Source organism: Asticcacaulis sp. MM231, assembly GCF_964186625.1.
In the GTDB taxonomy this organism is placed as follows: domain Bacteria; phylum Pseudomonadota; class Alphaproteobacteria; order Caulobacterales; family Caulobacteraceae; genus Asticcacaulis.
The window spans coordinates 1-26,639 of record NZ_OZ075108.1 but is presented as its reverse complement, the minus strand read 5'-3'; the positions used below and the strand labels follow the sequence as shown (position 1 = coordinate 26,639).

General features: G+C 60.5%; 26 protein-coding genes. 7 read left to right on the top strand and 19 right to left on the bottom strand.

The genetic code is table 11. The features are described 5' to 3' along the window. Nucleotides 1-4 precede the first annotated feature (4 nt). From ABQ278_RS00130 to ABQ278_RS00095, 8 genes are all read right to left on the bottom strand, one after another. Complete coding sequence (locus tag ABQ278_RS00130) at nucleotides 5-550, bottom strand: SRPBCC family protein (RefSeq protein ID WP_349320655.1); 546 nt, start codon at nucleotides 548-550, stop codon at nucleotides 5-7. Next, nucleotides 547-1,038, bottom strand: coding sequence for an SRPBCC domain-containing protein (locus ABQ278_RS00125; RefSeq protein ID WP_349320654.1), 492 nt, complete (start codon nucleotides 1,036-1,038; stop codon nucleotides 547-549). Before ABQ278_RS00125 ends, ABQ278_RS00130 begins: the two co-directional genes overlap by 4 nt. Next, entirely contained in the window at nucleotides 1,035-1,550 is a 516-nt protein-coding gene (locus ABQ278_RS00120; RefSeq protein WP_349320653.1) for an SRPBCC domain-containing protein, read from the bottom strand. Before ABQ278_RS00120 ends, ABQ278_RS00125 begins: the two co-directional genes overlap by 4 nt. Nucleotides 1,551-1,561: 11 nt before the next feature. Further along, nucleotides 1,562-2,008: an SRPBCC domain-containing protein gene (locus ABQ278_RS00115; protein WP_349320652.1), complete on the bottom strand. Its 447-nt coding sequence runs from the start codon at nucleotides 2,006-2,008 to the stop codon at nucleotides 1,562-1,564. 129 nt (nucleotides 2,009-2,137) lie between these two features. Then, the gene (locus tag ABQ278_RS00110) at nucleotides 2,138-2,476 is read right to left on the bottom strand and encodes a metalloregulator ArsR/SmtB family transcription factor (protein WP_349320651.1); all 339 of its coding nucleotides are present in this window, start codon (nucleotides 2,474-2,476) and stop codon (nucleotides 2,138-2,140) included. An 83-nt stretch (nucleotides 2,477-2,559) separates the two neighbouring features. Further along, nucleotides 2,560-3,141 carry a GNAT family N-acetyltransferase gene (locus ABQ278_RS00105; protein WP_349320650.1) on the bottom strand — a complete coding sequence of 194 codons (582 nt, stop codon included), beginning with the start codon at nucleotides 3,139-3,141 and terminating at the stop codon, nucleotides 2,560-2,562. A gap of 35 nt (nucleotides 3,142-3,176) precedes the next feature. After that, nucleotides 3,177-3,491 carry a hypothetical protein gene (locus tag ABQ278_RS00100; RefSeq protein WP_349320649.1) on the bottom strand — a complete coding sequence of 105 codons (315 nt, stop codon included), beginning with the start codon at nucleotides 3,489-3,491 and terminating at the stop codon, nucleotides 3,177-3,179. Then, nucleotides 3,488-4,177: an MliC family protein gene (locus tag ABQ278_RS00095; protein ID WP_349320648.1), complete on the bottom strand. Its 690-nt coding sequence runs from the start codon at nucleotides 4,175-4,177 to the stop codon at nucleotides 3,488-3,490. Before ABQ278_RS00095 ends, ABQ278_RS00100 begins: the two co-directional genes overlap by 4 nt. A 124-nt stretch (nucleotides 4,178-4,301) precedes the next feature. Between ABQ278_RS00095 and ABQ278_RS00090 the strand changes: the two genes are divergently transcribed. Next, complete coding sequence (locus ABQ278_RS00090; RefSeq protein ID WP_349320647.1) at nucleotides 4,302-4,877, top strand: TetR/AcrR family transcriptional regulator; 576 nt, start codon at nucleotides 4,302-4,304, stop codon at nucleotides 4,875-4,877. 11 nt (nucleotides 4,878-4,888) lie between these two features. Then, nucleotides 4,889-5,176 carry a YciI family protein gene (locus ABQ278_RS00085; RefSeq protein WP_349320646.1) on the top strand — a complete coding sequence of 96 codons (288 nt, stop codon included), beginning with the start codon at nucleotides 4,889-4,891 and terminating at the stop codon, nucleotides 5,174-5,176. A 66-nt stretch (nucleotides 5,177-5,242) separates the two neighbouring features. Here ABQ278_RS00085 and mdh read toward each other — a convergent pair whose 3' ends face one another. Together mdh and ABQ278_RS00075 are read right to left on the bottom strand one after the other, a co-directional pair. Next, a complete protein-coding gene (gene mdh / locus ABQ278_RS00080; protein WP_349320645.1) occupies nucleotides 5,243-6,205 on the bottom strand; it encodes a malate dehydrogenase in 963 nt (320 codons plus the stop codon). A gap of 264 nt (nucleotides 6,206-6,469) precedes the next feature. Continuing rightward, entirely contained in the window at nucleotides 6,470-7,321 is an 852-nt protein-coding gene (locus ABQ278_RS00075) for a hypothetical protein (protein ID WP_349320644.1), read from the bottom strand. Nucleotides 7,322-7,473: 152 nt separating this feature from the next. On the opposite strand from ABQ278_RS00075, the gene ABQ278_RS00070 reads away from it, so the two are divergent. Then, nucleotides 7,474-8,499 (top strand): IS110 family transposase, encoded by a 1,026-nt coding sequence (locus ABQ278_RS00070; RefSeq protein WP_349320643.1) that lies wholly within the window; start codon nucleotides 7,474-7,476, stop codon nucleotides 8,497-8,499. Nucleotides 8,500-9,044: 545 nt separating this feature from the next. On the opposite strand, the gene ABQ278_RS00065 is transcribed toward ABQ278_RS00070, so the two are convergent. Beyond that, nucleotides 9,045-10,589: a RecQ family ATP-dependent DNA helicase gene (locus ABQ278_RS00065; protein WP_349320642.1), complete on the bottom strand. Its 1,545-nt coding sequence runs from the start codon at nucleotides 10,587-10,589 to the stop codon at nucleotides 9,045-9,047. A 377-nt stretch (nucleotides 10,590-10,966) separates the two neighbouring features. Between ABQ278_RS00065 and ABQ278_RS00060 the strand changes: the two genes are divergently transcribed. Further along, entirely contained in the window at nucleotides 10,967-13,084 is a 2,118-nt protein-coding gene (locus ABQ278_RS00060) for a PBP1A family penicillin-binding protein (RefSeq protein ID WP_349320641.1), read from the top strand. Between the two features lie 40 nt (nucleotides 13,085-13,124). On the opposite strand, the gene ABQ278_RS00055 is transcribed toward ABQ278_RS00060, so the two are convergent. Beyond that, nucleotides 13,125-14,045, bottom strand: coding sequence for a LysR family transcriptional regulator (locus tag ABQ278_RS00055; protein WP_349320640.1), 921 nt, complete (start codon nucleotides 14,043-14,045; stop codon nucleotides 13,125-13,127). A gap of 109 nt (nucleotides 14,046-14,154) precedes the next feature. Between ABQ278_RS00055 and ABQ278_RS00050 the strand changes: the two genes are divergently transcribed. Further along, the gene (locus ABQ278_RS00050; protein ID WP_349320639.1) at nucleotides 14,155-15,513 is read left to right on the top strand and encodes an MFS transporter; all 1,359 of its coding nucleotides are present in this window, start codon (nucleotides 14,155-14,157) and stop codon (nucleotides 15,511-15,513) included. Here ABQ278_RS00050 and ABQ278_RS00045 read toward each other — a convergent pair. The 3 genes from ABQ278_RS00045 to ABQ278_RS00035 form a co-directional block, all read right to left on the bottom strand. Next, nucleotides 15,510-16,262, bottom strand: a complete 753-nt coding sequence (locus ABQ278_RS00045; RefSeq protein WP_349320638.1) for a SprT family zinc-dependent metalloprotease — start codon at nucleotides 16,260-16,262, stop codon at nucleotides 15,510-15,512. The genes ABQ278_RS00050 and ABQ278_RS00045 overlap by 4 nt on opposite strands. After that, on the bottom strand, nucleotides 16,246-17,496 hold the full coding sequence (phaZ, locus tag ABQ278_RS00040; RefSeq protein ID WP_349320637.1) for a polyhydroxyalkanoate depolymerase: 1,251 nt from the start codon (nucleotides 17,494-17,496) through the stop codon (nucleotides 16,246-16,248). The genes ABQ278_RS00045 and phaZ overlap by 17 nt, the downstream gene beginning before the upstream one ends. 126 nt (nucleotides 17,497-17,622) lie before the next feature. Next, nucleotides 17,623-18,252 (bottom strand): SCO family protein, encoded by a 630-nt coding sequence (locus ABQ278_RS00035; protein ID WP_349320636.1) that lies wholly within the window; start codon nucleotides 18,250-18,252, stop codon nucleotides 17,623-17,625. A gap of 46 nt (nucleotides 18,253-18,298) precedes the next feature. Between ABQ278_RS00035 and ABQ278_RS00030 the strand changes: the two genes are divergently transcribed. Together ABQ278_RS00030 and ABQ278_RS00025 are read left to right on the top strand one after the other, a co-directional pair. Continuing rightward, a complete protein-coding gene (locus tag ABQ278_RS00030; RefSeq protein WP_349320635.1) occupies nucleotides 18,299-19,705 on the top strand; it encodes an ActS/PrrB/RegB family redox-sensitive histidine kinase in 1,407 nt (468 codons plus the stop codon). A 9-nt stretch (nucleotides 19,706-19,714) separates the two neighbouring features. Continuing rightward, the gene (locus tag ABQ278_RS00025; protein ID WP_018080546.1) at nucleotides 19,715-20,293 is read left to right on the top strand and encodes an ActR/PrrA/RegA family redox response regulator transcription factor; all 579 of its coding nucleotides are present in this window, start codon (nucleotides 19,715-19,717) and stop codon (nucleotides 20,291-20,293) included. 94 nt (nucleotides 20,294-20,387) lie between these two features. Here ABQ278_RS00025 and gyrB read toward each other — a convergent pair whose 3' ends face one another. The 4 genes from gyrB to dnaA all read right to left on the bottom strand — a co-directional run bounded on the left by gyrB (nucleotide 20,388) and on the right by dnaA (nucleotide 26,639). Further along, nucleotides 20,388-22,826 (bottom strand): DNA topoisomerase (ATP-hydrolyzing) subunit B, encoded by a 2,439-nt coding sequence (gene gyrB / locus ABQ278_RS00020; RefSeq protein ID WP_349320634.1) that lies wholly within the window; start codon nucleotides 22,824-22,826, stop codon nucleotides 20,388-20,390. Between the two features lie 14 nt (nucleotides 22,827-22,840). Further along, nucleotides 22,841-23,965 (bottom strand): DNA replication/repair protein RecF, encoded by a 1,125-nt coding sequence (gene recF, locus ABQ278_RS00015; protein ID WP_349320633.1) that lies wholly within the window; start codon nucleotides 23,963-23,965, stop codon nucleotides 22,841-22,843. Further along, nucleotides 23,965-25,086 carry a DNA polymerase III subunit beta gene (dnaN, locus tag ABQ278_RS00010; RefSeq protein ID WP_349320632.1) on the bottom strand — a complete coding sequence of 374 codons (1,122 nt, stop codon included), beginning with the start codon at nucleotides 25,084-25,086 and terminating at the stop codon, nucleotides 23,965-23,967. The genes recF and dnaN overlap by 1 nt, the downstream gene beginning before the upstream one ends. Nucleotides 25,087-25,214: 128 nt before the next feature. Further along, a complete protein-coding gene (gene dnaA, locus ABQ278_RS00005) occupies nucleotides 25,215-26,639 on the bottom strand; it encodes a chromosomal replication initiator protein DnaA (protein ID WP_349320631.1) in 1,425 nt (474 codons plus the stop codon).

Sequence of the window (26,639 nt, the reverse complement as noted above, 5' to 3'; positions counted from 1 at the left end):
CCGCTTAAGCGGCTTTTTCGCTGAGGGTCTTGAGATTGGCCAGGCCGCGCTCAAAGTCCTTGCCGATCAGGTCGTCCATTTTCATCAGGCTGCCCATGAGTTTCGACATGAAGGGCGACGGTCCGAACATGGCCCAGGTCACCACGGTGCTGTTACCGTCCGAACCCGAAGCCGGCTGGAGCAGAAATTCGGCGCTGTTGGTGGCCGGAAAAGGCTTGATGAAGTCGAGATGGATCAGCAGCCGATGGCCGGGCGTCGCTTCGCGGATCGACATGCGGCCCTGACCGGCTTTGCCGTTCCCTGTCCAGTCATAGACCGCGCCGATGCCGGAAGGCGCGCCGCTATAGGTGCGTGTGAGGTCCGGATCGAGCTGTTCCCATGGCGACCAGGCCTGCCACTTATGAAAATCGTTTATCTGGGCGTAGATGACCTCGGCCGGGGCGTTGATGGTCAGCGAACGCTGCATGCGGAAATTGTTCGGCTTGCTGACGACCACGAGCAGGAAGGTGACGAGCGCCGCCACAATCAGGATGATAATGAGTGCCATCATTTCTTTTTTTCCGGAAGTGTGTAGAGGTGGGCGTTTAGCGAGTTGAGCATGCCTTGCGTGCCGTCGATACGGTCTTCGAGATGATCGACGCCATCGATAAACAGGATCTGCTCGGTTAGCCTGATGTTAGAGCCGGAACCTTTGGATGCAAATTCCAGCACCTGCTGCGACACAGTGAACAGCTTGCCGTCCATGGTCATGGTGTACTGATGAATGATGCGCTCATCCGGCAGGATATCGAGATAGAGGCCGTCATTGGTCATCCACGGTGCATCGCCATGGGGGCGGCCGCGCCATTTTTCCCAGCCGCCGACCGTGAAGTCGAGCGTGTGGTGCGTGACCTCCCATTTTGGCTTGCCACCATACCACATCTGCTTGGCTTCCAGATCGGTGAAGGCCCAGAAGACAAGCGAGACGGGATGGGCGTAATCGCGTTCGACCGTAAAGGTTTCGGGCTTGGCGGCCCGGATCAGAACGGGCTGGGTCATTTGAGTTTGGCCAGGTACAGTTCGAGCTGCGTGAAGGTGCCGCCGAAGCCCATCTGCATACTGGCATGGCCCGCCTTGAAGATGGCGCGTTCTTCCGGTGTGGCATTGATCGGGAAGGAACGGCTCTCGTAAATCGTCTTTCCGTCTTTTTCGGTGAGCGTCTGGATCGCCAGCACTTCCAGCGGCCACAGCGGCGCCATCGGGTGACGCACCGGCTGGCCGGCTTCGTTACAGAAGGAGACGACATAAGCTATCTTGTCCGGCGCGCTGATCTCGCGGAACACCCACTTGCCCCACATGGTCACACCCGTGGGCATTTGCATGCCATAGAGGAAGGTGCCGCCGACCTTGAGGTCCAGTGATTTGACGATCAGTTTCATGCCGGCGGGGCCGAACCAGTTGGCAAGATGCTCGGCCTTGGTCACCACGTCCCACAACAGGGCTTTCGAGGCATCGAAGGTGCGGGCAAGCTTGAAGGCCTCGTCTTCGGCGGCGGGTGTTTCCAGAGTCATGATGTAAGTCCTCAGAGGCTGTTTAAATGGGCTTCAAGCCGGTCAAAATTCTGTTCGTTGGCGGCGTGGAGAAAGGTGGCGAGACCGTCATCCTGGCCGGGCGCGAAGTCCATGATCCAGGTCAGGTCGGTTGTTTCGTCAGGGCCGGGCTGGAAGGTGATGGTCATGACGAAGTCGTGCATCGGCTGGATGTGCTTCATGATGATTCGCTGCGGCGTCACCTCGATGAATTCCTTCACGATTGGGAATTCGCGGTCGTTTTCATTGATCATGGTGAACAGCCAGCTTCCGCCAACGCGCAGATCGAAGGTCTCGAAGCGGTTGGTGAAGCCTTCCGGGCCCCACCAGATCTGCAACTGCTCCGGATCGGTGAAGGCCTGAAACACCTGCGCCGGCGAAAAGGATAAGCGGCGCGTATTGATCACCTCGAAGGCGGGGGTGTCGGTTATCTCGGTCACGTGTCTCGTCCCTTTTCCTGTAGGGTTTTCAGATAGATCGCCAGGCGATCGAAGCGGGCTTGCCAGAGTGCCTTGTAGTCTTGCCACCACATGGCGGTCGCCTCAATTCACTTTGCGGTTAGCTGGGCATCAGTTGGTGGGGCCATCGGGTTTGAGTGTCTTGAGATAGGCGTCGAGGCGGTCGAAACGGGCTTCCCACATCTTGCGGTACTCGCCGATCCAGGCATCCACCTCTTTCAGCGGTTCCGGTTCCAGCTTGCACGGTCGCCACTGAGCCTCACGACCGCGCGAGATCAGCCCGGCTTTTTCCAGCACCTTGAGATGCTTGGAAACCGCCGGCAGGCTCATGGCGAAGGGTTCGGCCAGTTCGGTGACCGTGGTTTCGCCAAGCGACAAACGGGCCAGTATGGCGCGTCGCGTCGGATCGGCAAGCGCGGTCAGGGTCTGGGACAGGCGATCTGAAGACATACGCAAACTCAATTTAACCGAATTGTTAAATAACTTATCGGTTAAATAGGGCATGGAGTCAAGCGTGAGCCCTTAGGAAAATTTTAAGCCTTGTTATTCAGCAGCTTCTCACGATTGATCCGCCATTCGGCGCGGGTCTGGCCCCAAATATCGACGATCATATTAGCATAGGGATCGGGCAGGCGGGCCTGACGCATGACAGAGGAGCCGAGCGCTTTCGCCAGCGCCGCCGAGGGCAGATTGCCGGGGTCGATGCTATGGATGATCACGTCCCAGTCCAGCCTGTCCGCTGCGAAATCCATGCAGGCGATGGCGGCTTCCTTCGCATAGTCCTTGCCTTGCGCTGTGCTGAGTAAACCCCAGCCGACCTCGCGTTCCGGCCAGCCATGCGGATGCAGCGGGCCAATGCGGCCGATCCAGTCGCCGGAGCTTTTCTCGATGACGCTGAACATGCCGAAGCCATCGAGCGCCCACGAACCGGCGATGGTGCGCATGATGCGCCAGACCACGGGGGGCGAGGACAGGCCGCCGAGAAAGGTCATGGCCTTGTCATCGGCATGGAAGGCGCAGAAACCAGCGAAATCGGCATCGACCGGCGGACGCAGGATCAGGCGTTCGGTTTCAAGTGTCGGGCCCAGAGGAGAGGTGTGCGGAAGGTTTGTCATGCTTCCGGTTTACCTTTTGGCGCGCCGCCGTCAAGTCAGCGTTCCTCGACATCGAGCGTGCGACCGCTGCGGCGATCGATATAGACATAGCGCGTCACGGTCGAGGCGCCGCCGCCCCAGGCACTCAAGCCGATCAGGAAGCCGAAATCGTACCAGCGGCCGATATTGGGGAAGGCGTACATGCGGACGGTATCGGAAAACAGGCTGAGCACGAAGGAGATCGGCGCAAAAAGGCCGTCGATGATGCCGCGCACCAGCGCCGGATCGTTCGGGCCGCCCATCGGCCGCTTGGCGCAGGCGGTGAGCAGCAACAGCCCGGCCAATACGCAGAAGGTGGTCATCTTTTTCATTGTTTTTGCTCCGTACAGGTCATCATGACCGAACCGGGCGCGGTCCACATCGTCTCGTCGCCCTTGGTCCAGAATTCGTAATCGCCTTCCGGCAGGGTGATGGCGTAGCGCGCGCCCGAAGCGCTCAGGCCTTGCGTCAGAACCGCGCTCTTCTCCGCCCATTTGACATAGGCCATGGAGGTTTCGCCATTGATGAAGGTGGTCGAAAGATCGCTGGCGCCGGGGCAGCGCCAGGCTACGGGGCCGATGCTGACCGCGGTATCGCTGCGCGCCACCGGATAGCCGGCGCGCAGGTCGCTGATGCGACCGGCATAGACATTGAGCAGGCAGGTTTCGATGTTGTCGGTGGTGGCGCAGGTGTTGCGTTTGTTGAGCCAGATCCCCTTCTGACGCTGGAGCGCGGCGCGATCGACACCGGGTGCCTTGCCGATCAGGTCGTAGAGGCGCGTGACCTCGACATCGAGCTGCGCCAGACGCAGGTCGGCGCAGATGGCGGTTTCGGCCTTGAGCGTCGCCTTCGCGCAATCGAAGCTGGGCGTGGCCGCAGCGGCCTGTGCCAGGGGTGCGATGGCAGCGCTGGCCTGATCGGAAGCGGCGGCGCTGGCGGAATTTTGCGCCTCGGCCTTCTGGCTGGGCGCGCAGGCGGTCATCAGGGTGGCGATGGTGAGTGCGAAATAAAGCTTCATGATCAATCACTCCTTGACGGCACAGATTGGCGTATACCGAATGAAAAGTCGATGCGTTTCCAACATTGACAAATTAGGACGATTGACCTAGTTATTGGGTCGATCGTCCTAATTGGAAGTCCACATGGCAACGAACGATACGCGTCAGCACATTATCGAAGCGGCGGACCGGCTGTTTTACGAGCAGGGTTTTGAGAGCGCTTCCTTTGCTGATATCGCCGCGGAGGTGGGGCTGTCGCGTGGCAATTTCTATTATCACTTCAAAACCAAGGACGAGATTCTCACAGCGGTCATTGCCCTGCGCCTTGATCGGACGCGCGCTATGCTCGGCCAGTGGGAAGCGGAAGGAGCGACACCCGGCGAAACGATCCGCAGCTTCATCCATATGCTGATACGTAACCAAACAAAAATCATGGCCTATGGCTGCCCCGTTGGCACCCTGTGCAATGAACTGGCCAAGCTGGATCACTGCGCCAAGAGCGATGCCGCCCAGCTTTTCGCGCTTTTTCGCGACTGGCTGGCACGGCAGTTTACGGCACTGGGCCGCGCTGTCGACGCTGAGGCTCTGGCCCTCCACCTGCTGATGCGCAGCCAGGGCGTGGCTGCGCTGGCAACAGCTTTCCGTGACGAAGACTTTATACGCCGCGAGGTCGCCGAAATGGAGGCCTGGCTCGATGCCCAATCCCCCATACATATCTGACAGAGGTTTGCATGTTTATCGTCACACTCAGGTTCGCCGACAAGGCCAAGGCACCCGCCCACATGGAGGGCCACAATGCCTGGCTCAGGCGCCGTTTCGATGACGGCATTTTCCTGCTGTCCGGCAGCCTGCAGCCATCCGCCGGCGGCGTTGTTCTGGCCCACGGCTTGTCGCGTACCGAACTCGAACACCACGTTGCCGACGATCCCTTCGTTGTGGAAGGCGTGGTGACAGCCGAAATAACCGAAGTCACACCCGGCCGCACCGATACGCGACTGGCCTTTTTGACCAAGGCCTGACGCCGCTGGCCACAACAAAAAAGGACGCCAGCAGGCGTCCTTTTACGTATTCCGCTAAACGCGCTCTTACGCCAGCGACGGATCGATCGTCTTACAGGCGGCGATCAGCCCCTGCACGCTCTCGACCGACTTGGCGAACATCGCCTTTTCTTCGTCATTGGTCGAGAACTCGATGATGCGTTCGGCGCCGTCCTTGCCGATGACGGCCGGAACGCCGACGTAGAGACCGCGCAGGCCGTATTCACCGTTCAGATACACGGCGCACGGCAGGACGCGCTTCTTGTCGAGCAGGTAGGACTTGGCCATGGCGATGGCCAATTCCGCCGGGGCGTAGAAGGCCGAACCGGTCTTCAGCAGGGCGACGATTTCGCCGCCACCGCCACGGGTACGCTTCACGATGGCGTCGAGTTCTTCCTGGGTGAAGAAGCCCTGTGTCACGCATTCCGGCAGCGGCAGGCCACCGATCGTGGAGTGGCGCACCATCGGCACCATGTCGTCGCCGTGACCGCCCAGGGTCCAGGCGTGGATGTCTTCGACCGACACGCCGGTCTTTTCAGCCAGGAAGTAGGCGAAGCGGCCCGAATCGAGCACGCCCGCCATCCCGATGACCTTCTTGTGCGGCAGGCCCGAAAATTCGCGCAGCGCCCAGACCATGGCGTCCAGTGGGTTGGTGATGCAGATGACGAAGGCGTTCGGGGCATATTGCTTGATGCCTTCGCCGACGGCCTTCATGACCTTCAGGTTGATGCCCAGCAGGTCATCGCGGCTCATGCCCGGCTTGCGCGGCACGCCGGCGGTGACGATGCAGACGTCGGCATCGGCGATGCCGGAATAGTCGTTGGCGCCCTTCAGGGTGACGTCCTTGCCGAAAACGGCGGTGGCTTCGGCGATATCGAGCGCCTTGCCTTGCGGCGTACCTTCCATGATATCGAAGAGGACGATGTCGCCCAGTTCTTCACGGGCGGCGATGTGGGCCAGCGTGCCCCCGATCATACCCGAACCAATCAGAGCAATCTTTGCGCGTGCCATGGGAACTCCCTATAAAAATGCCGCAGTGATGATCTGGCACAGGGCTTTTGTTCCCCTGCGCGGAAATCTGCCCGCGTCCTAATCCTGTTAACGCCTGTGCGCAAGTGTTTGCTGCACAGCACCTAAAAAAGTGAGACGTGTATAACCTGCGCGCCTTTAAATGGGATTAATTTGAAGCGTATAACTATGATTATCACTGAAGCTCTATGTTGGAGGCACCTGCCAAGGTCTTAAGAACTAAAGGATGAAACGCAGCAAGACTCGTCAGTTAGTAACCGGTTTAAAATTCAGTGGCCACTGGAGGGATAAGGTCGGAGCATACTCTCCGTCTCCGGCCTTATTATAATCTTGTGCTCTTGGGTTAAGCCAGCGAGACGTTCTCATACGCCAGCGTTGTTTTTGGTCACGTGTGACGGAGGCATCGAAGGCCACGTAGTAATCGAGGTCTGCGCCTAAAGGCTTTAGCTCATGTAAGCACGTTACGGTTAAATTTGCATCGTCTTGCCAGCTTACAACACGGCATCTTGGCTTAAAGCGCGCAACTATTTTTCGTGATGGCCATTCTTGTATAGTAAAGCCGCCAAAGCCGTCGTTCGCAACGTTGTTTTGACCGACGCCTATGAGGTGACCGCTTGGCGACGCCATAACTCCATTCACGTTCCATCGCTCCCCGCTGGGCATGACTATGAAACGTTCTTCGAACTCACCCGTGTGGCATGAAATTTCAGCAAGATAGTCCATCTGTTGTTTAAGCGGGTCATAAGTCGGTACTATGCTACGTAAGTTATAGCTGTCACATCCTTCTCGGGCGCCTAAATCAGGAATAAGGCTGACCGAAGGCGCGCCTTGATAAAAAATCGTTAGCTTATCGCCCTCACGAACCATAAGGGTGGGGTGCTTCACATGCAATTTTTCCTCCCGCAGGCGAGCCTCACATTCAAGGGGTGAGCCTTGAAAGCGATTGGAATTGAACGGGATGTGTGAGCATTCGGCTACGATATGATAATCACTTACTGAGCGCCTTGGTGCTTTATAAGATACATAGCCAGTATAGGTAGCATAAGCGATAAAAGCAGTCACTAAACTGAGGGCGCCGATAGAGACTAGTCTGAACATATATCCCTCAGTGGTTTTAGTGAAGATCAATCCGCTTTCTAGATGGTGTAACGGTCCGGTCGCTGCAGGCCCTTTGAAGGGTGGTGGCCTCCCGGTATGATGGTTTTACGGCGTCAGTGTTTGGACTGCGCCAAGCATCATAGGAGACCACCATGTTGTACTATACGGGTATCGACGTTTCTTTGGAAGCCTCGCATCTATGCGTGGTTGACGAAGCCGGGGTTGTCGTGAAGGAGGCCAAGGTCGCTAGCGAGCCGGAAGCGCTCTTGGCATGGTTTTCGGCTCTGGGCTTTGCGGTGAAGCGGATTGGGCTTGAAGCCGGTCCTTTATCTCAATGGCTTTACGCGGGATTGAGAGCCGCCGGACTGGATGTTGCCCTTCTTGAGACCCGGCATGTCCGTGATGCGTTTCGCTCAATGCCGGTGAAGACGGATCGCAAGGATGCCCGGGGAATCGCGCAATTGATGCGCCTGGGCTGGTACCGGCAGGTTCACTGCAAATCGGTGGATGCTCAAGATAACCGCACGCTTCTGGCTGCCCGCAAAGTCCTTCAGTGCAAGTGGCATGATCTTGAGATGAGCCTGCGTGGCCTTTTGCGTGGCTACGGCTTGAAGGTGGGAGAGACGACCCGCAAAACCTTCGAGCCGAGGGTGCGCGAACTTGCGGCAGATGTCCCGGGCCTGGCAGAAGTCACCGAGGCCCTTCTCAAAGCGCGGGCGGTTCTGTTCGAACAGTTCCGCGTCCTTGACGCGCGCATGATTGTGCGCGCACGCAAGGACGAACGTGCGGGCTTGTTGATGACGGTTCCTGGCGTAGGGGGCCCGATATCGCTTACCTTTGTGCCCGCGATCGATGATCCGGGGCGCTTCCGATCGTCGCGAACCGTCGGCGCGCACTTCGGCCTGACGCAGCGCAAGTATCAGTCGGGAGAGACAGACATTACCGGCCGGATCTCTAAATGCGGGGATCAGGAGGTTCGTACCGCCCTATACGAAGCGGCGAACATTATCCTGACGAGGCCAGTGAAGGGCTCCCAGCTCAAAAGCTGGGCGGCAAGGGTTGCACAACGATCGGGCATGAAGAAGGCCAAAGTTGCGTTAGCGCGCAAGCTGGCGGTCGTAATGCACCGGATGCTGGTTGACGGCACATGTTTTGATCCCGCCCTTGCGGCTGCATAGGGGGCGTTAAAGATAAAAGATTCAGGCGGATAGACCACCACGCCTGATGGCAAGGTCCCGTCGCCGGGACGCACGGATCAGGTCAGGCCGGTGAAACGGGAGCAGCTCTTTGGGTGACTGCGCGTTCCTAGATTGGTCGGCCTGGTTCGTTAGGACAACCATCTTGTAGCGCCTTGGCGGTGACTACGTACAGAAGCATGAAGCCGGCGACGAGGACTGAGCCTTATCGGGAGTTGACATATGGACCGTTACAGAAGCCATTATAGTTTGTACCCTATTACAAAAACCATAATCGCTAATTCTGGTAAAGCGTCATAAATAGAATTTACAGTAAAGGCTGAAGTCACCTTGGCCTTTAAAAAAGAAAAAGCCCCGCTGATCCAGCGGGGCTTTTTCTTTGGAGTTTCGTCAGACCTTAGGGCTGCACGTCGATCGTGGTGCGGAGGTTCAGCGGCTCTTCGACGCCATCGGCGGTCGGGACGGTTGCGGCTGGGCTGCGACTGGCGCCGGCATTGGGGCTTTAACCGTGTTCTTAAACGTATCGCTTAAAGCTTGACCTCGAACCGGAGGTCACCCTTGAAAAGGGCTTTCAGCAGGTCGGAGTTTTTCAGCCCGACGATCGGCATCTTGTTGTCGTACAGCTCTTCCTCGATGATACCCGCCGCCTCGCACTGATCGAGCACATGGGTGAGCAGGTCAGCGTCATAATCGCGGGCGATGCCGAAGGTCTTGATGCGCGTGGTGTAATCGGCGCCGGTCGATTTGCCCAGGACGTGCTCGATCAGCTTCTTGCGGCCGCGCGGGCCGTTCAGGCGATAGAGCGCCGACATCAGCATCTGCGCGGGCTCGGTGACATCGCGTAGTTTGCCGCGGCTCAGGCAGTTGTCGCAGGTGCGGCAGGGCTCGGTCGCCGCGTCGCCGAAATACTGGCGGATCGCGTTTTTGCGGCAATCGGTGCCGAGCACCATCTGGAAGAAATCGCGCGCCTTTTGCTTTTGCACCGATTGATCGGCCGCGCCCTCATTCTCACGCAATCCCAACCGTCGGATCGCCCAGCCGAGATCGCCGGGATTATGGAAACAGATACCGGCGGCGGGCTGGCCGTCACGACCGGCGCGGCCGACCTCCTGCCAGTAGGCCTCGGTCGAGGACGGCGGGTCGGCGTGGATGACGAAGCGGACATCAGTCTTGTTGATGCCCATGCCAAAGGCGATGGTGGCGACCATGATTTTCGACTTGCCGGCCATGAAGGCTTTGAGCCGGTCTTCGCGCACCTGGGCGGACAGGCCCGCATGGTAGGCCGAGGCCGAAAAGCCTTCCTTGGTCAGGTTTTGCGCCAGTTTTTCCGTGCCATCGCGTGAGCCGCAATAGATGATGCCGGCGGCGCCTTTTTGACGCTTCAGAATATCGACGATCGATTTCAGTACCGCGCCCTTGCGGCGGACAAAGCGCAGCGAAAGATTGGGGCGATCGAAACCGGCGACGATTTCGGTGGCGTCATCGATATGCAGGGCGGCCTTGATATCGGCGCGGGTATGGGCATCGGCGGTGGCGGTGAGCGCCAGGGTCGGCACATCGGGCAACAGTGATTTAAGCTGACCGAGCGCGCGATATTCCGGCCGGAAATCGTGACCCCACTGGCTGATACAGTGGGCCTCGTCGATGGCCATGATCGAGGGTTTGAGCTTGACCAGACGATCAAGCACGAACGGCGCGAGCGCTTCCGGCGACAGGTAGAGCAGGTCGAGCTTGCCGGAAAAGGCGTCGTCCCAGAGCTGGTTGCGCGCCTCCATCGATTGCGACGAATCGAGCCGTTCGGCGCGGACACCACGCGCCTTCAGCGCCATCACCTGATCACTCATCAGGGCGATGAGCGGCGAGATGACGATGCCGATACGACCGCTCAGGATGGCGGGGATCTGGTAACACAGGCTCTTGCCGCCGCCGGTCGGCAGCACGGCCAGTGTGTCGCGGCCCGACAGGATCGAGTTCGATGACCTCGGCCTGCTTGCCGCGAAACAACTCGTAGCCGAAGGTTGTACGCAGGATATCTTCAGCGCGCGCCATCTGGTCGGCGTGGGGGCGGTCAAGGGTCGCGGATAAGGGCATGGCGGCAGAATTACGGTGCTTTGGCGCAATGGCCAAGACAAATCACGGCTGTATGAACGGAAACCTTCGCTCTGATACTCTTCACCTAGACTTAAGGGGCCAGGGCCGCGACCCTGGCCTTGCTTTTGCCCAAATACGGCGCTTTACTCTGAGCTGATGGCAACGGGGGGCGAATCCGAAGCAATCTGGTGGCGCTGAAAGCGCGGTTTGACGGCATGGATTTCATGCCGGCGCTGTGCTGCGTGGTGACCGCTTGGCTAAAGTATGTTTAACGCGACATCCTGATCAGAGTTGGCTATACAGACGCCGGGCAGCCCCGCGCGGGCCCCGCTGCAGGATCTATGAGTGAGGAAGTTTGATGGCGAACGGTCATGGCCCCGATAACGGTTCTGGCGGCAGCTCAGGTGGCGGCAGGCGCGCTAGCCGGCATTCTGGTCAGCGCTCGCCCTTGCAGGCCATCTTCTATTGGCTGACCATCGCCTGTATCTGGATCGCTTTCTTCGGCGTGGCCTTTATCGGCTTTATGGCCATCGACCTGCCAGATATTTCATCGCTAGATCAGCCTAATAAGCAGCCGTCGATCACTTATCTCGATCGCTCCGGCGCGCTCGTCGCCGTGCGCGGCGGCAGCCAGGCCTCGGCGCCTGTCAAGATCGAAGACCTGCCCGATTATGTGCCGCTGGCCTTCGTGGCCATCGAAGACCGCCGCTTCTTCACCCACCCCGGTTTCGATCCGGTCGGCATGGGCCGTGCGGTCTTGAGAAACCTGACCAAGCGCAAGGGCGCCAACCTGGCCGGTGGCTCGACCATCACCCAGCAACTGGCGCGTAATCTCTTCCTCAGCGCCAACCAGAACTACAAGCGCAAGGTTCAGGAACTGATGATCGCGGTGTGGCTTGAGCACAAGTACACCAAAAAGGAAATCCTCGAACTCTACCTCAACCGCGTCTATTTCGGCGCCGGCGCCTATGGCATCGAGGCCGCGTCGCAACGCTATTTCAACAAGCCGGCCAAGAATTTGAGCGTCGGCGAAGCCGCCATGCTGGCCGGCCTGATGAAGGCGCCCAACTCTTATTCGCCGCTGTCCGATCAGGAACGCGCCGGCCGCCGCGCGCTCATCGTGCTCAATGAAATGGTCCAGTCCAAGGTCATCACCGCCGAGCAGCGCGACGAGGCCCTGAAGCAGCCGATCAGCGTGTCGAAGACCCTGGCCTCGGCGCATGCGCAATATTTCATCGACTGGCTCGACAAGGATATCCGCTCGCTGGTCGATCCGAAAAATACTGAAGACCTGATCGTTGAGACCACGCTCGACCTGCCGATCCAGACCGACGCCGAACGCGCGGTCAAGGCGATCATGGAACGTGACGTCAAGAAGGGCGTGCAACAGGCCGCGGTCGTCTCGGTCGATGGCGAAGGCCGCATCCGCGCCATGATCGGCGGCGTTTCCTACGGCGAGTCACAGTTCAATCGCGCCACCGAAGCCCACCGTCAGACCGGCTCTTCGTTCAAGCCGTTCGTCTACCTGACCGCCATGGAGGCCGGTTATCAGCCGACCACACCGGTGGTCGATGAGCCCTATTCGATCGGTGACTGGTCGCCGGAAAACTACACCAAGCGTTATATGGGCCTGATCGACCTGCAAACCGCCCTGGCGCAATCGATCAACACCGTTGCGGCGCGCCTCGCCAACGATGTCGGCCGGGATAATGTCGCCAATACCGCCCGCCGCATGGGCCTGACCGCCAAGATCAACACCGATCCGGCCATGGCGCTCGGCACCTCCGAAGCCACGCCGCTTGAAATGGCGCAGGCCTATATCCCCTTCTCCAACGGCGGCTATCGCGCCACGGTGCACGGCGTTATCCGCATCCGCACCGAAACCGGCAAGGTGCTCTATCAGTACCGCGATCCGGGCGAAGACGGCGGCCGCGTGCGCGTGGTCAGCAATCCGGCCCTGTCGAATATGAACCTGATGATGCGCGGCGTCATGGCCCATGGTTCCGGCGCCGGCGCCAATATTGCCGGTTACGACATCGCCGGCAAGACCGGCACCACCAGCGATTACCGTGACGCCTGGTTCGACGGCTTTACCGGCGGTTTCGTCACCATCGTCTGGGTCGGCCGCGACGACAATACGCCCATGAAGGGCAAGGTCACGGGCGCCAGCACGCCGGCGGCCATCTGGAAAACCTATATGACCTCGGCGCTCAAGCGCATCCAGGTCAACGCCATTCCCGAAGGGGCGCCGCCCAGCGGCTCCCTGACCCCCGTCGCCGAAAGCGCCCTGCAGGACCTGCTCGGCACCCAGGCGGGCATGGTGCAGGCATCGCAAGCGGCGAATGATAACGGTCAGAATGGGGGCGAAGCGCCGCCGATCGTCACCATGCAGCCCATCCCTAATCCGGAAGAAAAGCCTAAAAAGGCCGATGCCGTCGATGAGCTGTTCTCGGAAGCGCAGAAAAAAAACCAATAGCAGGGTTCCAAAGACACTTTTGGCCCTGCATCCGAAATCGCTACAGAGTCCCGGTCGCAAGGCCGGGGCTTTTTTTCTGGAAAACGCTGAATATCGCGCCGCGCAGCCAGCGGTGTCCGGCGTCGGCGTCCATGCGCGGATGCCATATCTGCGAGACCGTGATCTGCGGTGTGGGGACAGGCAGCGGGAAGGTCATAACCGCGATAGTGTTGCCGGCCTCGCAAAAGGACCGCGGCACCTGTCCGATCAGGTCTGAAGTCGCCACGATCGCCAGGAGGGCAGGAAAGCTCGGCACGACGACCTGAACGTTACGCGACAGCCCCAGAGTGTTCAGCGCGGCATCGACTGGTCCACGAAACTGGCCACGCCGGGACGTCACAACATGCCCATAGGCGGTAAAGCGTTGGGGGGTGATCTCTTGGGCCAGCAGGGGGTGATCTGTGCGTGTGACGCCGACAAAGGCATCATGATAGAGGGTCTGCGCGCGAAGCTCAGCGCCATCGCCGGAAATAACCCCGATGTCGAGATCTACTGTCCCGTCCCGTAAAGCGCGGATATCTTTGTCGGGCTTGGGGGCGAAGCACAGCTTCACGTCCGGCGCGACCTCGGCCACCGCCGCCGTCAGCCGGGCGCCATGGATAATGACGAAGGCTTCATTGGCCCGAAGGGTAAAAATGCGCTTCAAGGTGCGGATATCCGCCGTGGTGGCGGGTTGCAGGACAGAGCGAATCTCGGCGTTCAGCGCCCGCACCTGGCTGGCGACGGCTTCGGCACGCGGTGTCGGCACCATGGCGCGGCCCGCCGGAACCAATACCGGATCGCCCATTGCCTCGCGCAGACGTGATAATTGCCGGCTCATAGCTGAGGTGCTGAGGTTCAGTTTGCGCGCCGCTGCCGTTACGCTGCGTTCGCTGAGCAGGGCATCAAGGGCGACAAGCAGGTTCAGATCGAGATCGGCCATAAGTCGATATATTCATCTATGGCGTTCTGTGCAATCCTAATTTGAATTGATTGCGTCTGGCGCAACTCGTTGATTACCTTATATCGGACTCATCATACCGAGGTGACCTATGTCTGATATATCTGTTGCCGATGGCCTTCCGGGCCCCCGCCGTTACCTGGCCGTCGCCGTCCTGCTGATGAGCCTGGCGCTGATCGTGCTTGATGGCGCCATCGCCAATATCGCCTTGCCCTCCATGGCCAGGTCGCTGCACGCCAGCGCCGCCGATACGGTGTGGGTTGTTTCCAGTTACCAACTCGCGGTCCTGCTCGCCTTGCTGCCCTGTGGGGCGCTGGGTGAAATATTCGGCCCACGTCGAGTCTTCCTTATCGGCATAGTCGTCTTCGTTATCGCCTCGCTGGCTTGCGCCCTGTCCGTCAGCCTGCCCATGCTGGTGGCGGCGCGCTTCATCCAGGGCCTGGGTGGCGGCGCCATTATGGCGCTCGCCGTCATGAACCTGCGTTTTGCTGTGCCGCAACGTCTGCTCGGAACGATTATCGGCATAAATGCCATGACCATCGCCATCTCATCGGCGGCGGGGCCCGGTATTGCCGGGGCCATCCTGGCCGTGGCGACGTGGCCATGGCTGTTCGCCGTTAACCTTCCCATAGGCGTCCTCATCCTTTTGTGTGGCGGCTTTCTGGCTCATACCCCCGGTGTTGCCCGCCGACTGGACGCCGGCGCATTGGCCCTGAACTCCCTGATGTTTCTTTTGTTTTTCATGGGCGCTGATCGTCTGGGTAAGGCACCCGTTAGCGGCACGGGTCTGATGGTCGCCGCTGGCCTGTGCCTGGTTGGTCTTTTGCGCCTGGAACGCAATAGCCGGACACCGCTGGTGCCGATCGATCTGTTCGCGGATCCGGCCTTCCGCGTGGCGATCGTTGCCTCGGTCTGTTGCTTCACGGGGCAGATGCTGAGTTACGTCGCCTTGCCATTTTACCTGCAAGAGACGGTTCACATGACACCGACGCAGGCCGGACTTTACATGATGCCCTGGCCGGCGGCCGTGGCGGTCGTAGCCCCCATAGCCGGCCGGCTGGCTAATCGCGTGCCCACCGCCTGGTTGTGCGCGGCGGGGGCGGCTCTCATGAGCCTGGGTCTGCTGATCGTTGCCGTAGGGCCGTCTGATTCGCGTCATCTCAGCTTACTGATCGGCACCGTTATTGCGGGCATGGGTTTTGGGCTGTTTCAAACACCTAACAACCGTATCCTGCTCCTGTCGGTGCCAAAGTCACGCAGCGGTGCGGCCGGCGCCATGCAGGGGACGGCGCGTCTGACCGGCCAGACCTTTGGCGCCATCGTCATGTCGATTATCTTCGGGTTTGCGTCGCTGGCGTCTGCTTCAAATATTGCCCTGATTCTGGCGGGTGGCTTTGCCGTCTTGGCCAGCGTGGTCAGTCTGTCCAGGGCCAGCTATGAACGGCTCTAGCTGCTGTACCGAAACAGGGTGTGCCCCTCGGTCTTGAGCCACTTGCGCGCCGGTTTGTAATCGCCGAACATCGCCGTCACCTCGTTCCAGAAGCGCTCCGAATGATCGGGATGGCGCAGGTGGGCGCATTCGTGCGCCACCAGATATTCCAGCACCTTGGGCGGCGCCAGAATGACCCGCCAGCTATAGCGGATGGTCTTGCGCGACGGGGTGCACGATCCCCAGCGCCCCTTGGCGTCGAAGAGCGAAATCTTCACCCCCGAGACGTCGAGCATGGCGGCGTAACGATCGGTCTCGGTCTGGAGGGCTTTCAGCGCCTGCTGACGCAGGTAACGCTCGATGCGGCGGGCAAACAGCGTTGCGTCACCGCTGGTGACCAGTTGCCATGAGCCATCTTCCCCTTGCAGTGGCCGCGCCGTGATGATGCCGGCTTTTTCCGCCAGAACCACGCTGTGACCGCGAATCTGGATCGTCATGCCGGGGGTGAAACGCTCGACCTGCGGCTGGGCGCGGCGATGCTCAATGATCCAGTCATGGCGGCTTTTGGCGAAAGCGACAGCGTCCTTGAGGTGCTTCGGGCGCGGCGCCGTGACTACGGCCTCGCCGGTCCTGGCGTCGAGGCGCAGGCTGATGCGGCGCGCGCGGGCATTGACCTTGAGGCGCAGGATATAGTCACCAAAATCAATGGCCTGCCCCGCCGTATAGGCCGGCTCGGAAGGTCGCAGCAGCGCTTTAAGCGACGCTATCATTTTGGGCGATGAAGTCGCGGATGCGCGGATAGATCTCGTCGCGGAAGCGGCGGCCGTTGAAGACGCCATAGTGGCCGGCGCCCTTCTGGACATAGAGCAGCTTCTTGTCGGCGGGGATATTGGGGCACATGGCGTGGGCGGCCTGGGTCTGGCCGACGCCGGAGATATCGTCCTTTTCGCCCTCGACCGTCATCAAAGCGATGTCGGTGATGGCCTTGGTATCGACCACGCGGCCGTTATGGACCAGTTCACCCTTGGGCAGGGCGAATTTCTGGAACACCAGATCGATAGTCTGGAGGTAGAATTCCTCGGTCAGATCGAGCACCGACAGATATTCGTCATAAAATTCAAGGTGCTTGGTCTCGGCGTCGCCGTCATTATCGACCAGAGAATGGAAGTATTCCCAGTGCGCGTCCTTGTGGCGTTCCTCGTTCATGCTCATGAAGCTGTAGAGCTGGACGAAGCCCGGATAGACGCGGCGACCAAGGCCCGGATAGGGCGGCGGCACGGTGTGGACCATGTTCGACTTGAACCAGGTGAAGGGCTTTTCCTGCGCTAGGTCGTTGGTGACGGTGGGGTTGAAGCGCGCGTCGATCGGCGAGCCCATAAAGGTCATCGAGGCGGGACGACACGGATCGTTGTCTTCGCTCATCAGGCAGGCCGTGGCCAGCACCGGCGGTCCCGGCTGGCAGACGGCCACGACGTGGACGCGGCTGCCGATGGCGGTCAGCATGTCGCGGATGGTGTCCATGTAAGAGTAGAAGTCGAAGCGGCCTTCGAGCACCGGCACCAGACGGGCATTCGTCCAATCGGTGATGTAGACGTCGTGGTCGATCAGGAATTCCTGCACCGTGCCGCGCAGCAGGGTGGCGTAGTGGCCGGAGAGCGGCGCCACGATCAGGACGGCCGGGGCGGGCTTCTTCTGGCCGGCGCGGCGCAGATCGGAGACATCGCGCTGGAATTGCAGCAGCCGGCACCACGGGCTCGACCAGTCTTCGATAATGCTGACGCGAACATCATGGCCATTGATGGCGATGGTGTTGATGCCCCATTCGGGCTTGCCGTAGCGCTTGGTGACATTGCTGAACAATTCGGCGGAGGCGTAAAGCGTGCGACCGACGGCGGTATCTGAGGCCGGATTGAGCTTCGAGCCCCAGAAATCCCGTGTCATCTGCGCCATCGCCCGCATCGGGGCGGCGGTATAATAGGCATATTCGTGCAACGCATAGAGCATGGGATTTTCAACTCGGGTTACCGTTATGGTTAGCTAACACTAACACGGCAACCCTGCCAATTGATTACGAACGCCGGAAAATAAAAAAATTGTGCGGTGCGGCAATTTCGCAAACGCTCCGCACCCCTACCGCCCCTTCATGGCGTCTGTAATCTGCTCGGCGCTTTGCTGTGGCATCAGGTCGCTCATCAGCGGCGAATGGAAATGCCCTTGCGGGTCCATCAGATAGACCAGGGAAGTGTGGTTGTAGGTATAGGTATCGCCTTCACCCACCTTGGCGGCGCTGATGCGATAAGCGCGCTCGACCGCGGTGATCTGCTCCGGCGTGCCGGTCAGGCCGATGACGCCCGACGGAAAGCCGCCGCTGGCCAGATAGGCCTTCATATTGGCCGGGGTGTCACGCGCGGGATCGACCGTTATAAAGACGATCTGGAGCTTGTCAGCCTGTTTTCCCCCAATACTTTTCTCCAGTGCGGCTTTGATGCGCGCCAGCGATTGGAGGGTGAGGGGGCAGACATCGGGGCAATAGGTGTAGCCAAAGAAAACCGCCGTCCACTTGCCGTTCAGGATCGTCTGGTCGACCGTCTTGCCGTCCTGATCGGTCAGGGTGAAATTGCCGCCGATACGCACCGCCGGATCGACCTGTGACGTCGTGACGTTTGATCTGGGATGCAGGCTGCTGTACCAGTTGTAGCCGGCGAGGCCGATCAGCAATGCGAAGGCGGTGGCGATAATGGCCAATCGGAATTTCGTCATAGATAGAGCAGGACTTTCTTGCCAAGATTTCAATGCCAGGATTCACATGTTTGTCAGCAAGACCCTAACCCATATCTCTGCCTTTTTAAACGGTTCGGATGTCGCACCGCTGACAATCGTCTCGGCGGGGGGCGAAAAGGACAATCTGCGCCTGCGCACCCTGATCATGCTGCGCTGGCTGGCCATTCTGGGCCAGACCGCCATGGTGCTGTTGATCGCCTATGGCTTTAATTATGAAATCCGCCTGTGGCTTTGCCTCAGCATCATCATGGGTAGCGCTTGGCTGAACGTCATTCTCAGCCTCGGGCGGCCGTCTACCCAGAGGGCGCGCGGCTGGGAAGCCGCTTTGCAACTGAGCTTCGATGCCATCCAGCTTGCCCTGCTGCTCGGTGTCACGGGCGGGCTCAACAATCCGTTTTGCCTCATGCTGATCGCGCCGCCGACGGTGGCGGCCGCCAACCTACCGACGCGGCATGGTCTCGCGGTCGTGGCCGTTTCCATGGCCGCCAGCGTAGCCCTGGCCTTCTGGTCGCTCAATCTGCCGTGGCATGTGGGCGAGGCTTTTGTTTTGCCGCAGATGTATCGCCTCGGTTTTCTGGGGGCCATTCTGGTCGGGATCATGTTTACTGCGGGCTATACCTGGCAGGCGGCGCTGGAATCGGCGCGCATGGAGCAGGCCCTGGCCGCCACGCAGGCCGTGCTGGAAAAGGAAACCCGCCTGAGCGCGCTGGGCGGTCTGGCGGCGGCGGCGGCGCATGAACTCGGCACGCCGCTTGGCACCATTCAGGTGGTGGCGCGCGAAATGCTGCACAGCCTGAAACCCACTGATCCGCTCTATGAAGATGCCGAACTGCTGGTGTCGCAGAGCCAGCGCTGCCGCGATATCCTGAAGGCGCTCTCCGCCAAGCCGGAAACCCGCGATACGGTGTATGACCAGATACCCTTGCTGGTTTTCCTTGGCAGCGCCGCCGAGCCTTACCAAAGCGCGCGCGTCGCCATCCGCATCGCTGTCGAGGTGCCGGGTTCCGATGATCCCGAAGCCGGCAAGGCGATCCTGATCCGGCGGCGGCCCGAATGGCTCCACGCCTTTTCGGCCTTTATCGAAAACGCCGTCGATTTTGCCCGTTCCGAGGTCAGTGTCGTGGCCGAGGTGACGAAAGGCTTTGTCAGCCTGACCTTTCTGGATGATGGCCCCGGAATCGCGCCGGACATATTGTCGCGTCTGGGCGAACCCTATATTTCCTCGCGTTACGACAACGACGACGTGGCCAAGGTGGGTAAAAACCTAGGCGCGCAAAGCCACTCGGGTATGGGCCTTGGCTTTTTCATCGCCAAGACCCTTCTGGAGCATACCGGCGCCAATGTGACCTTCGGTAACCGCGATGAAGGCGGTGCCTACGTTCGGGCCTTGTGGCAGCGCGATCAAATGGATATCCTGACACCCGACGCATAGAGGTTCCCAATGGATATCGTAACCGACCCACATGAAGCGCTGAAAAGCGCCATCGCCGCCCTGGCGGACAAGACGCTTTTGCTGATGGACGACGACGCGCCGTTCCGCAATCGCCTGGCAAGGGCGCTGGAGACGCGCGGCTTCACCGTGGTGGTAGCCGAGGGCGTGCAGCAGGCGTTGGAGATGATCGAGGCCAACCCGCCGGCCTTCGCGGTGATGGACATGCGCCTGGAAGACGGCAACGGTCTTCAGGCGGTCGAAGCCCTGCACAAGAAACGCGCCGACGCCCGCGCCATCATGCTGACCGGCTATGGCAATATCGCCACGGCGGTGGCGGCGGTGAAATCGGGCGCCATCGATTACCTGTCGAAGCCGGCCGATGCCGATGATGTGGTCAAGGCCCTGCTGGCGGTTGCGGATCATGCCCCGCCGCCACCGGAAAATCCGATGTCGGCTGATCGCGTGCGCTGGGAACATATCCAGCGCATTTATGAGCTGTGCGGTCAGAATGTCTCTGAAACCGCCCGCCGTCTCAATATGCACCGCCGGACCTTGCAGCGCATCCTCGCCAAACGCGCACCGAAATAGGCTCTCCGCCGGTGGCGCACCTTGCCAGCAAAAGGCCCCGCCAATCGCTTGACGGGGCCTTCACTCATATTCGGTGCAGGGACGTGTCCCTGCTTTAGGCGTCAACCTCGGCATTCAGCGCATTGTCCTGAATGAACTCGCGGCGCGGTTCAACCAGATCCCCCATCAGCTTCGAGAACATCTCGTCGGCCTCATCGGCGTGGTTGACCTTGACTTGCAGCAGGGTGCGGACGTCCTTGTCGAGCGTGGTTTCCCACAGTTGCTCAGGGTTCATCTCACCCAGGCCTTTATAGCGCTGGATGGTCATGCCCTTGCGGCCGGCATCGAGAATGGCGTTGACCAGATCGAGCGGGCCGCGGATATCGATCGACTTTTCCTTGCGGGTGAAGATACCGACGGCGTTATAGAGATCACCCAGGGCATCGGCGCGTTCACCGAGACGGCGGGCGTCCTGGCTGTGCATCAGGGCTTCGTCGAGCACGATCTTCTCGCTTACGCCACGACGGACGCGTTCGAAAACATAGCCGCCGAGTTCGCCGACGCGGACGTCCCAAGGACCGTCGCCATCCTGATTGAGACGCGTCAGGGCGGTGGCCACGCGGCCGAGATCGGGGTGGCCGCTGAACAGGCCGCCGAGTGCTGCTTGCTCAAGTGCGAAGGCCGGCGCGCGCATGGAGAGGCGGTCGACTGTGCCCTTGAAGGCCTTGGCGGCGCGCATCTGGGCTTCGAGATCGTTACCGGTGATGCGTTCGCCCGTCGGCAGGCTGAGCACCGCATCGCTGACGCCTTCCTCGATCAGGAAGTTGTCGAGATCGGGATCGTCCTTGATATAGCGCGACGACTTGCCCTTGGCGACCTTGTAGAGCGGCGGCTGGGCGATATAGAGATAGCCCTTCTCAATGATCTCCGGCATCTGGCGATAGAAGAAGGTCAGCAGCAGGGTGCGGATGTGGGCGCCATCGACGTCAGCATCGGTCATGATGATGATCTTGTGGTAGCGCACCTTTTCGATGTTGAAATCGTCACGGCCGATGCCGGCGCCGAGCGCCACGATCAGGGTGCCGATCTGCTCGGAGGAGAGCATCTTGTCGAAACGGGCGCGCTCGACGTTCAGCACCTTGCCGCGCAGGGGCAGGATGGCCTGATTTTCACGGTTACGCGCCTGCTTGGCGGAGCCGCCGGCGGAATCACCCTCGACGATGAAGATTTCGGACTTGGCCGGATCGCGTTCCTGACAATCGGCCAGTTTGCCGGGCAGGCTGGAAATATCGAGCGCGGTCTTGCGGCGGGTCAGGTCGCGCGCCTTGCGGGCGGCTTCACGGGCGGAGGCGGCTTCGATGATCTTGGAAACGATCTGCTTGGCCTCGACCGGGTTTTCTTCGAACCACTGGGTCAGCTTGTCATAGACCAGACCTTCAACGGCCGGACGGACTTCCGACGACACCAGCTTGTCCTTGGTCTGCGACGAGAACTTGGGGTCGGGCACCTTGACCGACAGCACGCAGGTCAGGCCTTCGCGGGCGTCTTCGCCGGTGACGGTGACCTTTTCTTTCTTGGCCGCGCCGGAGCTTTCCATATAGGCGGTCATGACGCGGGTCAGGGCGCCGCGGAAGGCCGCCAGGTGAGTGCCGCCGTCGCGCTGCGGAATGTTGTTGGTGAAGCACAGCATGGTCTCGTGGTAGCTGTCGTTCCACTGCAGGGCCAGATCGACCTCGACCTTGTCGCGTGCGCCGCGCACATCGATCGGCGCCTTCAGGATGGCGGTCTTGGCCTTGTCGAGGTGCTTGACGAATTCGACGATACCGCCGTCGTAGTGCAGGATGGTCTCATAGGGCTCGGCCTCGCGCAGGTCGGCGAAGCGGATATGGACGCCCGAATTGAGGAAGGCCAGTTCGCGCAGGCGGTGTTCCAGCGTCTTGCGGTCGAAATCGATGAAGGCGAAGGTGGTCAGCGACGGGAAGAAGCGCACCTCGGTGCCGGTGTAATCCTTGCCGTTTTCGCGCAGATACGTATCGCCCACCACCTTGAGCGGGCTGACTGTATCGCCGCGCTCGAAGCGGACTTCGTGCTTCTTGCCCTGACGATAGATGGTCAGTTCGAGATAATCGGACAGGGCGTTGACGACCGAGACGCCGACGCCGTGCAAGCCGCCGGAGACCTTGTAGGAGTTCTGGTCGAACTTGCCGCCGGCGTGCAGCTCGGTCATGATGACCTCGGCCGCCGAAACGCCTTCGCCTTCGTGGATATCGACCGGTACGCCGCGACCGTCATCGGTGACCGTGCAGGAGCCGTCGGGATTGAGGATGACCTCGACGCGCGTGGCGTGTCCCGCCAGCACTTCATCGATGGCGTTATCGACCACTTCGTAGACCATGTGGTGCAGACCGGAGCCGTCATCGGTGTCGCCGATATACATGCCGGGGCGTTTGCGGACGGCGTCGAGACCCTTCAGAACCTTGATCGAATCAGCGCCATATTCGGACTGTCCGTTGGCATCGAGGTTGCCTGGGGTGACTTCGGGTGCGTCAGTCATGAATGGCCTTCAGTTTAATCAACAAAATCAATGAATTGACCAGCCTCAACGCGCACGCCGAGCGCGCGATTCTTGAGGCCGTCGAACAGGACCAAATCAGTCCCTGTAAAGAAGGTTTGTAGCCCCAAAGCATGGGTCTCGTCAAACAATGCGTGCCTGCGCAAGGGGTCGAGATGGGCTGCCACCTCGTCGAGCAAAAGTATAGGCTTGGAAAGGGTTTGCGCTTTCGCCAGACGCGCCCCCTGCCCAAGGATGATATTGAGCAAAAGCGCCTTCTGCTCGCCGGTCGAACAGTCGGCGGCAGGGCGGTTTTTCTCGCGGTGGAGCACGGCCAGATCCATGCGATGCGGCCCGAACAGCGAACGTCCGGCGGCGCCATCGCGGCCACGGGCGCGGCGGTAGCCTTCGAGCAGATCATCGGGCGGGATATCGCCGGTAAAGCTGAGATCGGCCTTGGGGAAGGCCCCTTGGTGCGCCTCGATCTCGGCCTGCAGGGCATCGCGCGCCTCATGACGGGCGTCCATCATTTGCGCACCGGTCTCGGCCAGTTTCTGCTCCAGCAAACCGAGCCACGCGTCATCCGGCGTTATGTCGCGCGCGTAGGCGTTGGTCAGCAGCCGCAGGCGTTCCCGCAGGGCCTTTTCGTAGGCGCTGACGACCGAGGCGTGGGCCGGCACGGAGGCATAGACCAGGCGGTCGAAAAAGCGCAGGCGTTCGGCGCGGGCCTCAACGAACAGGCGGTCCTGCGCCGGGGTCAGCCAGATCACCCGGACATGTTCGAGCAGGCGGGCGGCGGTGACGCTTTCGCCATCGAGCCGGACAAGGCGCTTGGTGATATCGCGCGGATCGGAGCCGGTGCCGAGGTGGACCTCAGCCTCGCCGCTGTGAAAACGGGCGGCGACGCCCCAGGCGCGGCCTTTGGCTTCATCTGGCAGGCGACGACCGAGATCGGCAAACGCTGCCCCGCGCAGGCCGCGGCCGGGATTGAGCACGCTGATGGCTTCGAGCAGGTTGGTCTTGCCGGCGCCGTTGGGGCCATAAAGATAGACCGACTGGCCGCCCACAGCGAAATCCAGCCGCTCATAGGACCGGAACTCGGTCAGGGAGAGGTGCTGGAGCGCGTGATTATCGGGCGTCACTAGACCCGCAGCGGCATCAGCACGTACTGCACGCCGTTATCGACCGGATCAAGCACGAGCGTCGGTGACGAGGCGTCCGAGAAGCGCAGTTCCACCGTATCGCCGCCGATCTGGCCCATGACATCCATGATGTAGCGGGCATTGAAGCCGATATCGAGCGTCTCGTTGTCGTAATCGATCTCGGCTTCTTCGACGGCCTGACCGGCTTCGATGTTGCGCACCGACAGGGTCAGGCGGCCGGTCTCGATCGTCATCTTCACCGAGCGCGACTTTTCCGCTGAAATGGTCGAGACGCGATCGACGGCCTTGGACAGGATGCCGGCAGAGACGGTCATCACCTTGTCATTACCCTTGGGAATGACGCGGCCATAGTCGGGGAACGAACCGTCGATGATCTTGGAGGTCAGCGAGGCATTGCCGAACTGGAAGCGGATCTTGGCCGGCGACACGGTCAGGTCGACATAGCCGGTGCCGTCATCGAGCAGGCGGCGGGCCTGGTCGATCGTCTTGCGCGGAATGATGACGCCGGCGCCGCCCATGGCGCCTTCCGGCGCGGGCATTTCGGCGAGCGCCAGACGGTGACCGTCGGTCGCCACGGCGCGCAGATAGTTCGAGCCGTCTTCCGACAGGCAGTGCAGGAACAGGCCGTTGAGATAATAGCGGGTTTCTTCGGTCGAGACGGCGAAGCGCGTCTTGTCGATCAGGCGCTTCAGGTCGTCACGCAGGATCTGGTAGGAGACGCCTTCGTGATCGTTCGACATGATCGGGAAATCACCGGCGGGCAGCACTGGCAGGGCAAAGCGCGAACGACCGGCCGAGACCGACAGGCGGGGATCGTCACCGGCAGCGAATTTCAGCTCAACATCGGCGCCATCGGGCAGCTTGCGCACGATTTCATAAAGGGTATGTGCGGGGGCCGTGATCTGGCCCGGCACCTGTACGCTGGCTTCGGCGGTATCGACAATTTCCATATCGAGATCGGTGGCCGAAAAGGACACCTGACCACGCTCGGCGGACAGCAGCACATTGGACAGGATAGGGATGGTGTTGCGACGTTCGACAACGTTCTGGACGTGGCCCAGGGCCTTGAGCAGCGCGCCACGTTCGATGGTAAATTGCATCTGGTTATCCTACCAACTTCAAATGGGGTTTGGGGCCTCGGCCCCATACCTTTAATTCCTTGTCTTTTCTTCGCCTCAAGGCGAGGAAAAGGCAAGGAAAAAGATGTGGGGTCAAGACCCCACGCCCCTTAAACGTTACGGAGTTTACGGGTGAGCGCCTCGACGTCGCGGGCGATCTGATCGTCGGCCTGCAGCAGTTCCTCAACCTTCTTAACCGCATGCAGAACGGTCGTGTGGTCACGACCGCCGAAACGACGGCCGATATCGGGATAGGAGCGCGTGGTGTGCTGCTTGCACAGCCACATGGCGACCTGGCGCGGACGGGCGATGGCGCGGGTGCGACGCTCCGACAGGAGATCGGCTTGCTTCAGGCCAAAGTGATCGGAGACCAGCTTCTGGATCTCATCCACGGTGACGCGGCGCTCGACGGCCACCTTCAAATTCGGCTGCAACAAAGCCATAGCTTCTTCCAAAGTCAAACTCCCAAGACGCGGCCCAGCGGACGCCACCAGGGTATTGACCGCACCTTCAAGTTCACGGATCGACCCCGGCACACGCTCGGCCAGAAAATGTAAAACGTCGGAACGCGGGTTCTGAGCAGCCCCCAGACGTTGCGACAACTGTTCGAGCTTGCGCTCGATAATGCCCATGCGCAGGCTTTGATCGGCCACATCCAGCGCACACACCAGCCCGGAGGACAGGTGCGAACGCAGGCGCGCTTCGATTTCAGTCAGTTGCGAGGGCGGACGATCGGCCGTGAAAACGACACGACGATTGTTTTCGATCAGCGAGGTGAGCGTGTGGAACAGCTCTTCCTGACTGGAAGTCTTGCCGCCGATGAAATGCACATCATCGACCAGCAGAAGATCCGCACCGCGGATTTCATCCTTGAACGCCGAGGTCGACTTGTCCATCAGCGCCTTGACGAAGGTAGAGGTGAATTTTTCGGCCGTCAGATAGACGATTTTCGCGTCGGGGCGGCGCGTCTGCGCTTCCCAGCCGATGGCGTTCAGAAGGTGGGTCTTGCCGTAGCCATAGGGGCCATGGAAAAATACCGGATTGAAATGCCCGTCGGCCCAGCTCGCCACCTGGCGCGACATCTGGAAGGCGAATTCATTGCCGCGGCCGGCCACGAAACTGTCAAAGGTCAGGCGTTCCTGCAAACCGCCGATGCGGTTTGGAGCGGCCACCTCGATGATCGGCATGACGGCTTCAGGGCGGGCAGGCGCGGTCTCGGCCACCGGCGCCACTGCAGGCGCTGCTACGGCGCCACGGGTTGCGTCTTCATATTCAACACGCGACTTGATATCGAGCACACGCGAATCCGGATCGTGCTGGGTCCACAATTCCTGTGCGCGGCGGGCGGCGTTGCGCGCGATCCAGTCACGCGCATAGGCCGTCGGCGTTACCAGAACCGGATCGCCGTAAGGGCCGGGGCGCACGTTCGATGGCGCCACATAGGAATTATACGGACCTTCGCCCAACTCGCGCCGGAGGACTGTCGCTACTTTTGACCATACCGTTTCAGGTAAAATCGGTGACCAGCTTGTCAT

What these genes read in the sequence shown, in the direction of transcription:
- ABQ278_RS00130 (WP_349320655.1), bottom strand. Translation starts at nt 550, where the DNA reads ATGATGGCACTCATTATCATCCTGATTGTGGCGGCGCTCGTCACCTTC.
- ABQ278_RS00125 (WP_349320654.1), bottom strand. Translation starts at nt 1,038, where the DNA reads ATGACCCAGCCCGTTCTGATCCGGGCCGCCAAGCCCGAAACCTTTACG.
- ABQ278_RS00120 (WP_349320653.1), bottom strand. Translation starts at nt 1,550, where the DNA reads ATGACTCTGGAAACACCCGCCGCCGAAGACGAGGCCTTCAAGCTTGCC.
- ABQ278_RS00110 (WP_349320651.1), bottom strand. Translation starts at nt 2,476, where the DNA reads ATGTCTTCAGATCGCCTGTCCCAGACCCTGACCGCGCTTGCCGATCCG.
- ABQ278_RS00105 (WP_349320650.1), bottom strand. Translation starts at nt 3,141, where the DNA reads ATGACAAACCTTCCGCACACCTCTCCTCTGGGCCCGACACTTGAAACC.
- ABQ278_RS00100 (WP_349320649.1), bottom strand. Translation starts at nt 3,491, where the DNA reads ATGAAAAAGATGACCACCTTCTGCGTATTGGCCGGGCTGTTGCTGCTC.
- ABQ278_RS00095 (WP_349320648.1), bottom strand. Translation starts at nt 4,177, where the DNA reads ATGAAGCTTTATTTCGCACTCACCATCGCCACCCTGATGACCGCCTGC.
- ABQ278_RS00090 (WP_349320647.1), top strand. Translation starts at nt 4,302, where the DNA reads ATGGCAACGAACGATACGCGTCAGCACATTATCGAAGCGGCGGACCGG.
- ABQ278_RS00085 (WP_349320646.1), top strand. Translation starts at nt 4,889, where the DNA reads ATGTTTATCGTCACACTCAGGTTCGCCGACAAGGCCAAGGCACCCGCC.
- mdh (WP_349320645.1), bottom strand. Translation starts at nt 6,205, where the DNA reads ATGGCACGCGCAAAGATTGCTCTGATTGGTTCGGGTATGATCGGGGGC.
- ABQ278_RS00075 (WP_349320644.1), bottom strand. Translation starts at nt 7,321, where the DNA reads ATGTTCAGACTAGTCTCTATCGGCGCCCTCAGTTTAGTGACTGCTTTT.
- ABQ278_RS00070 (WP_349320643.1), top strand. Translation starts at nt 7,474, where the DNA reads ATGTTGTACTATACGGGTATCGACGTTTCTTTGGAAGCCTCGCATCTA.
- ABQ278_RS00060 (WP_349320641.1), top strand. Translation starts at nt 10,967, where the DNA reads ATGGCGAACGGTCATGGCCCCGATAACGGTTCTGGCGGCAGCTCAGGT.
- ABQ278_RS00055 (WP_349320640.1), bottom strand. Translation starts at nt 14,045, where the DNA reads ATGGCCGATCTCGATCTGAACCTGCTTGTCGCCCTTGATGCCCTGCTC.
- ABQ278_RS00050 (WP_349320639.1), top strand. Translation starts at nt 14,155, where the DNA reads ATGTCTGATATATCTGTTGCCGATGGCCTTCCGGGCCCCCGCCGTTAC.
- ABQ278_RS00045 (WP_349320638.1), bottom strand. Translation starts at nt 16,262, where the DNA reads ATGATAGCGTCGCTTAAAGCGCTGCTGCGACCTTCCGAGCCGGCCTAT.
- phaZ (WP_349320637.1), bottom strand. Translation starts at nt 17,496, where the DNA reads ATGCTCTATGCGTTGCACGAATATGCCTATTATACCGCCGCCCCGATG.
- ABQ278_RS00035 (WP_349320636.1), bottom strand. Translation starts at nt 18,252, where the DNA reads ATGACGAAATTCCGATTGGCCATTATCGCCACCGCCTTCGCATTGCTG.
- ABQ278_RS00030 (WP_349320635.1), top strand. Translation starts at nt 18,299, where the DNA reads ATGTTTGTCAGCAAGACCCTAACCCATATCTCTGCCTTTTTAAACGGT.
- ABQ278_RS00025 (WP_018080546.1), top strand. Translation starts at nt 19,715, where the DNA reads ATGGATATCGTAACCGACCCACATGAAGCGCTGAAAAGCGCCATCGCC.
- gyrB (WP_349320634.1), bottom strand. Translation starts at nt 22,826, where the DNA reads ATGACTGACGCACCCGAAGTCACCCCAGGCAACCTCGATGCCAACGGA.
- dnaN (WP_349320632.1), bottom strand. Translation starts at nt 25,086, where the DNA reads ATGCAATTTACCATCGAACGTGGCGCGCTGCTCAAGGCCCTGGGCCAC.
- dnaA (WP_349320631.1), bottom strand. Translation starts at nt 26,639, where the DNA reads ATGACAAGCTGGTCACCGATTTTACCTGAAACGGTATGGTCAAAAGTA.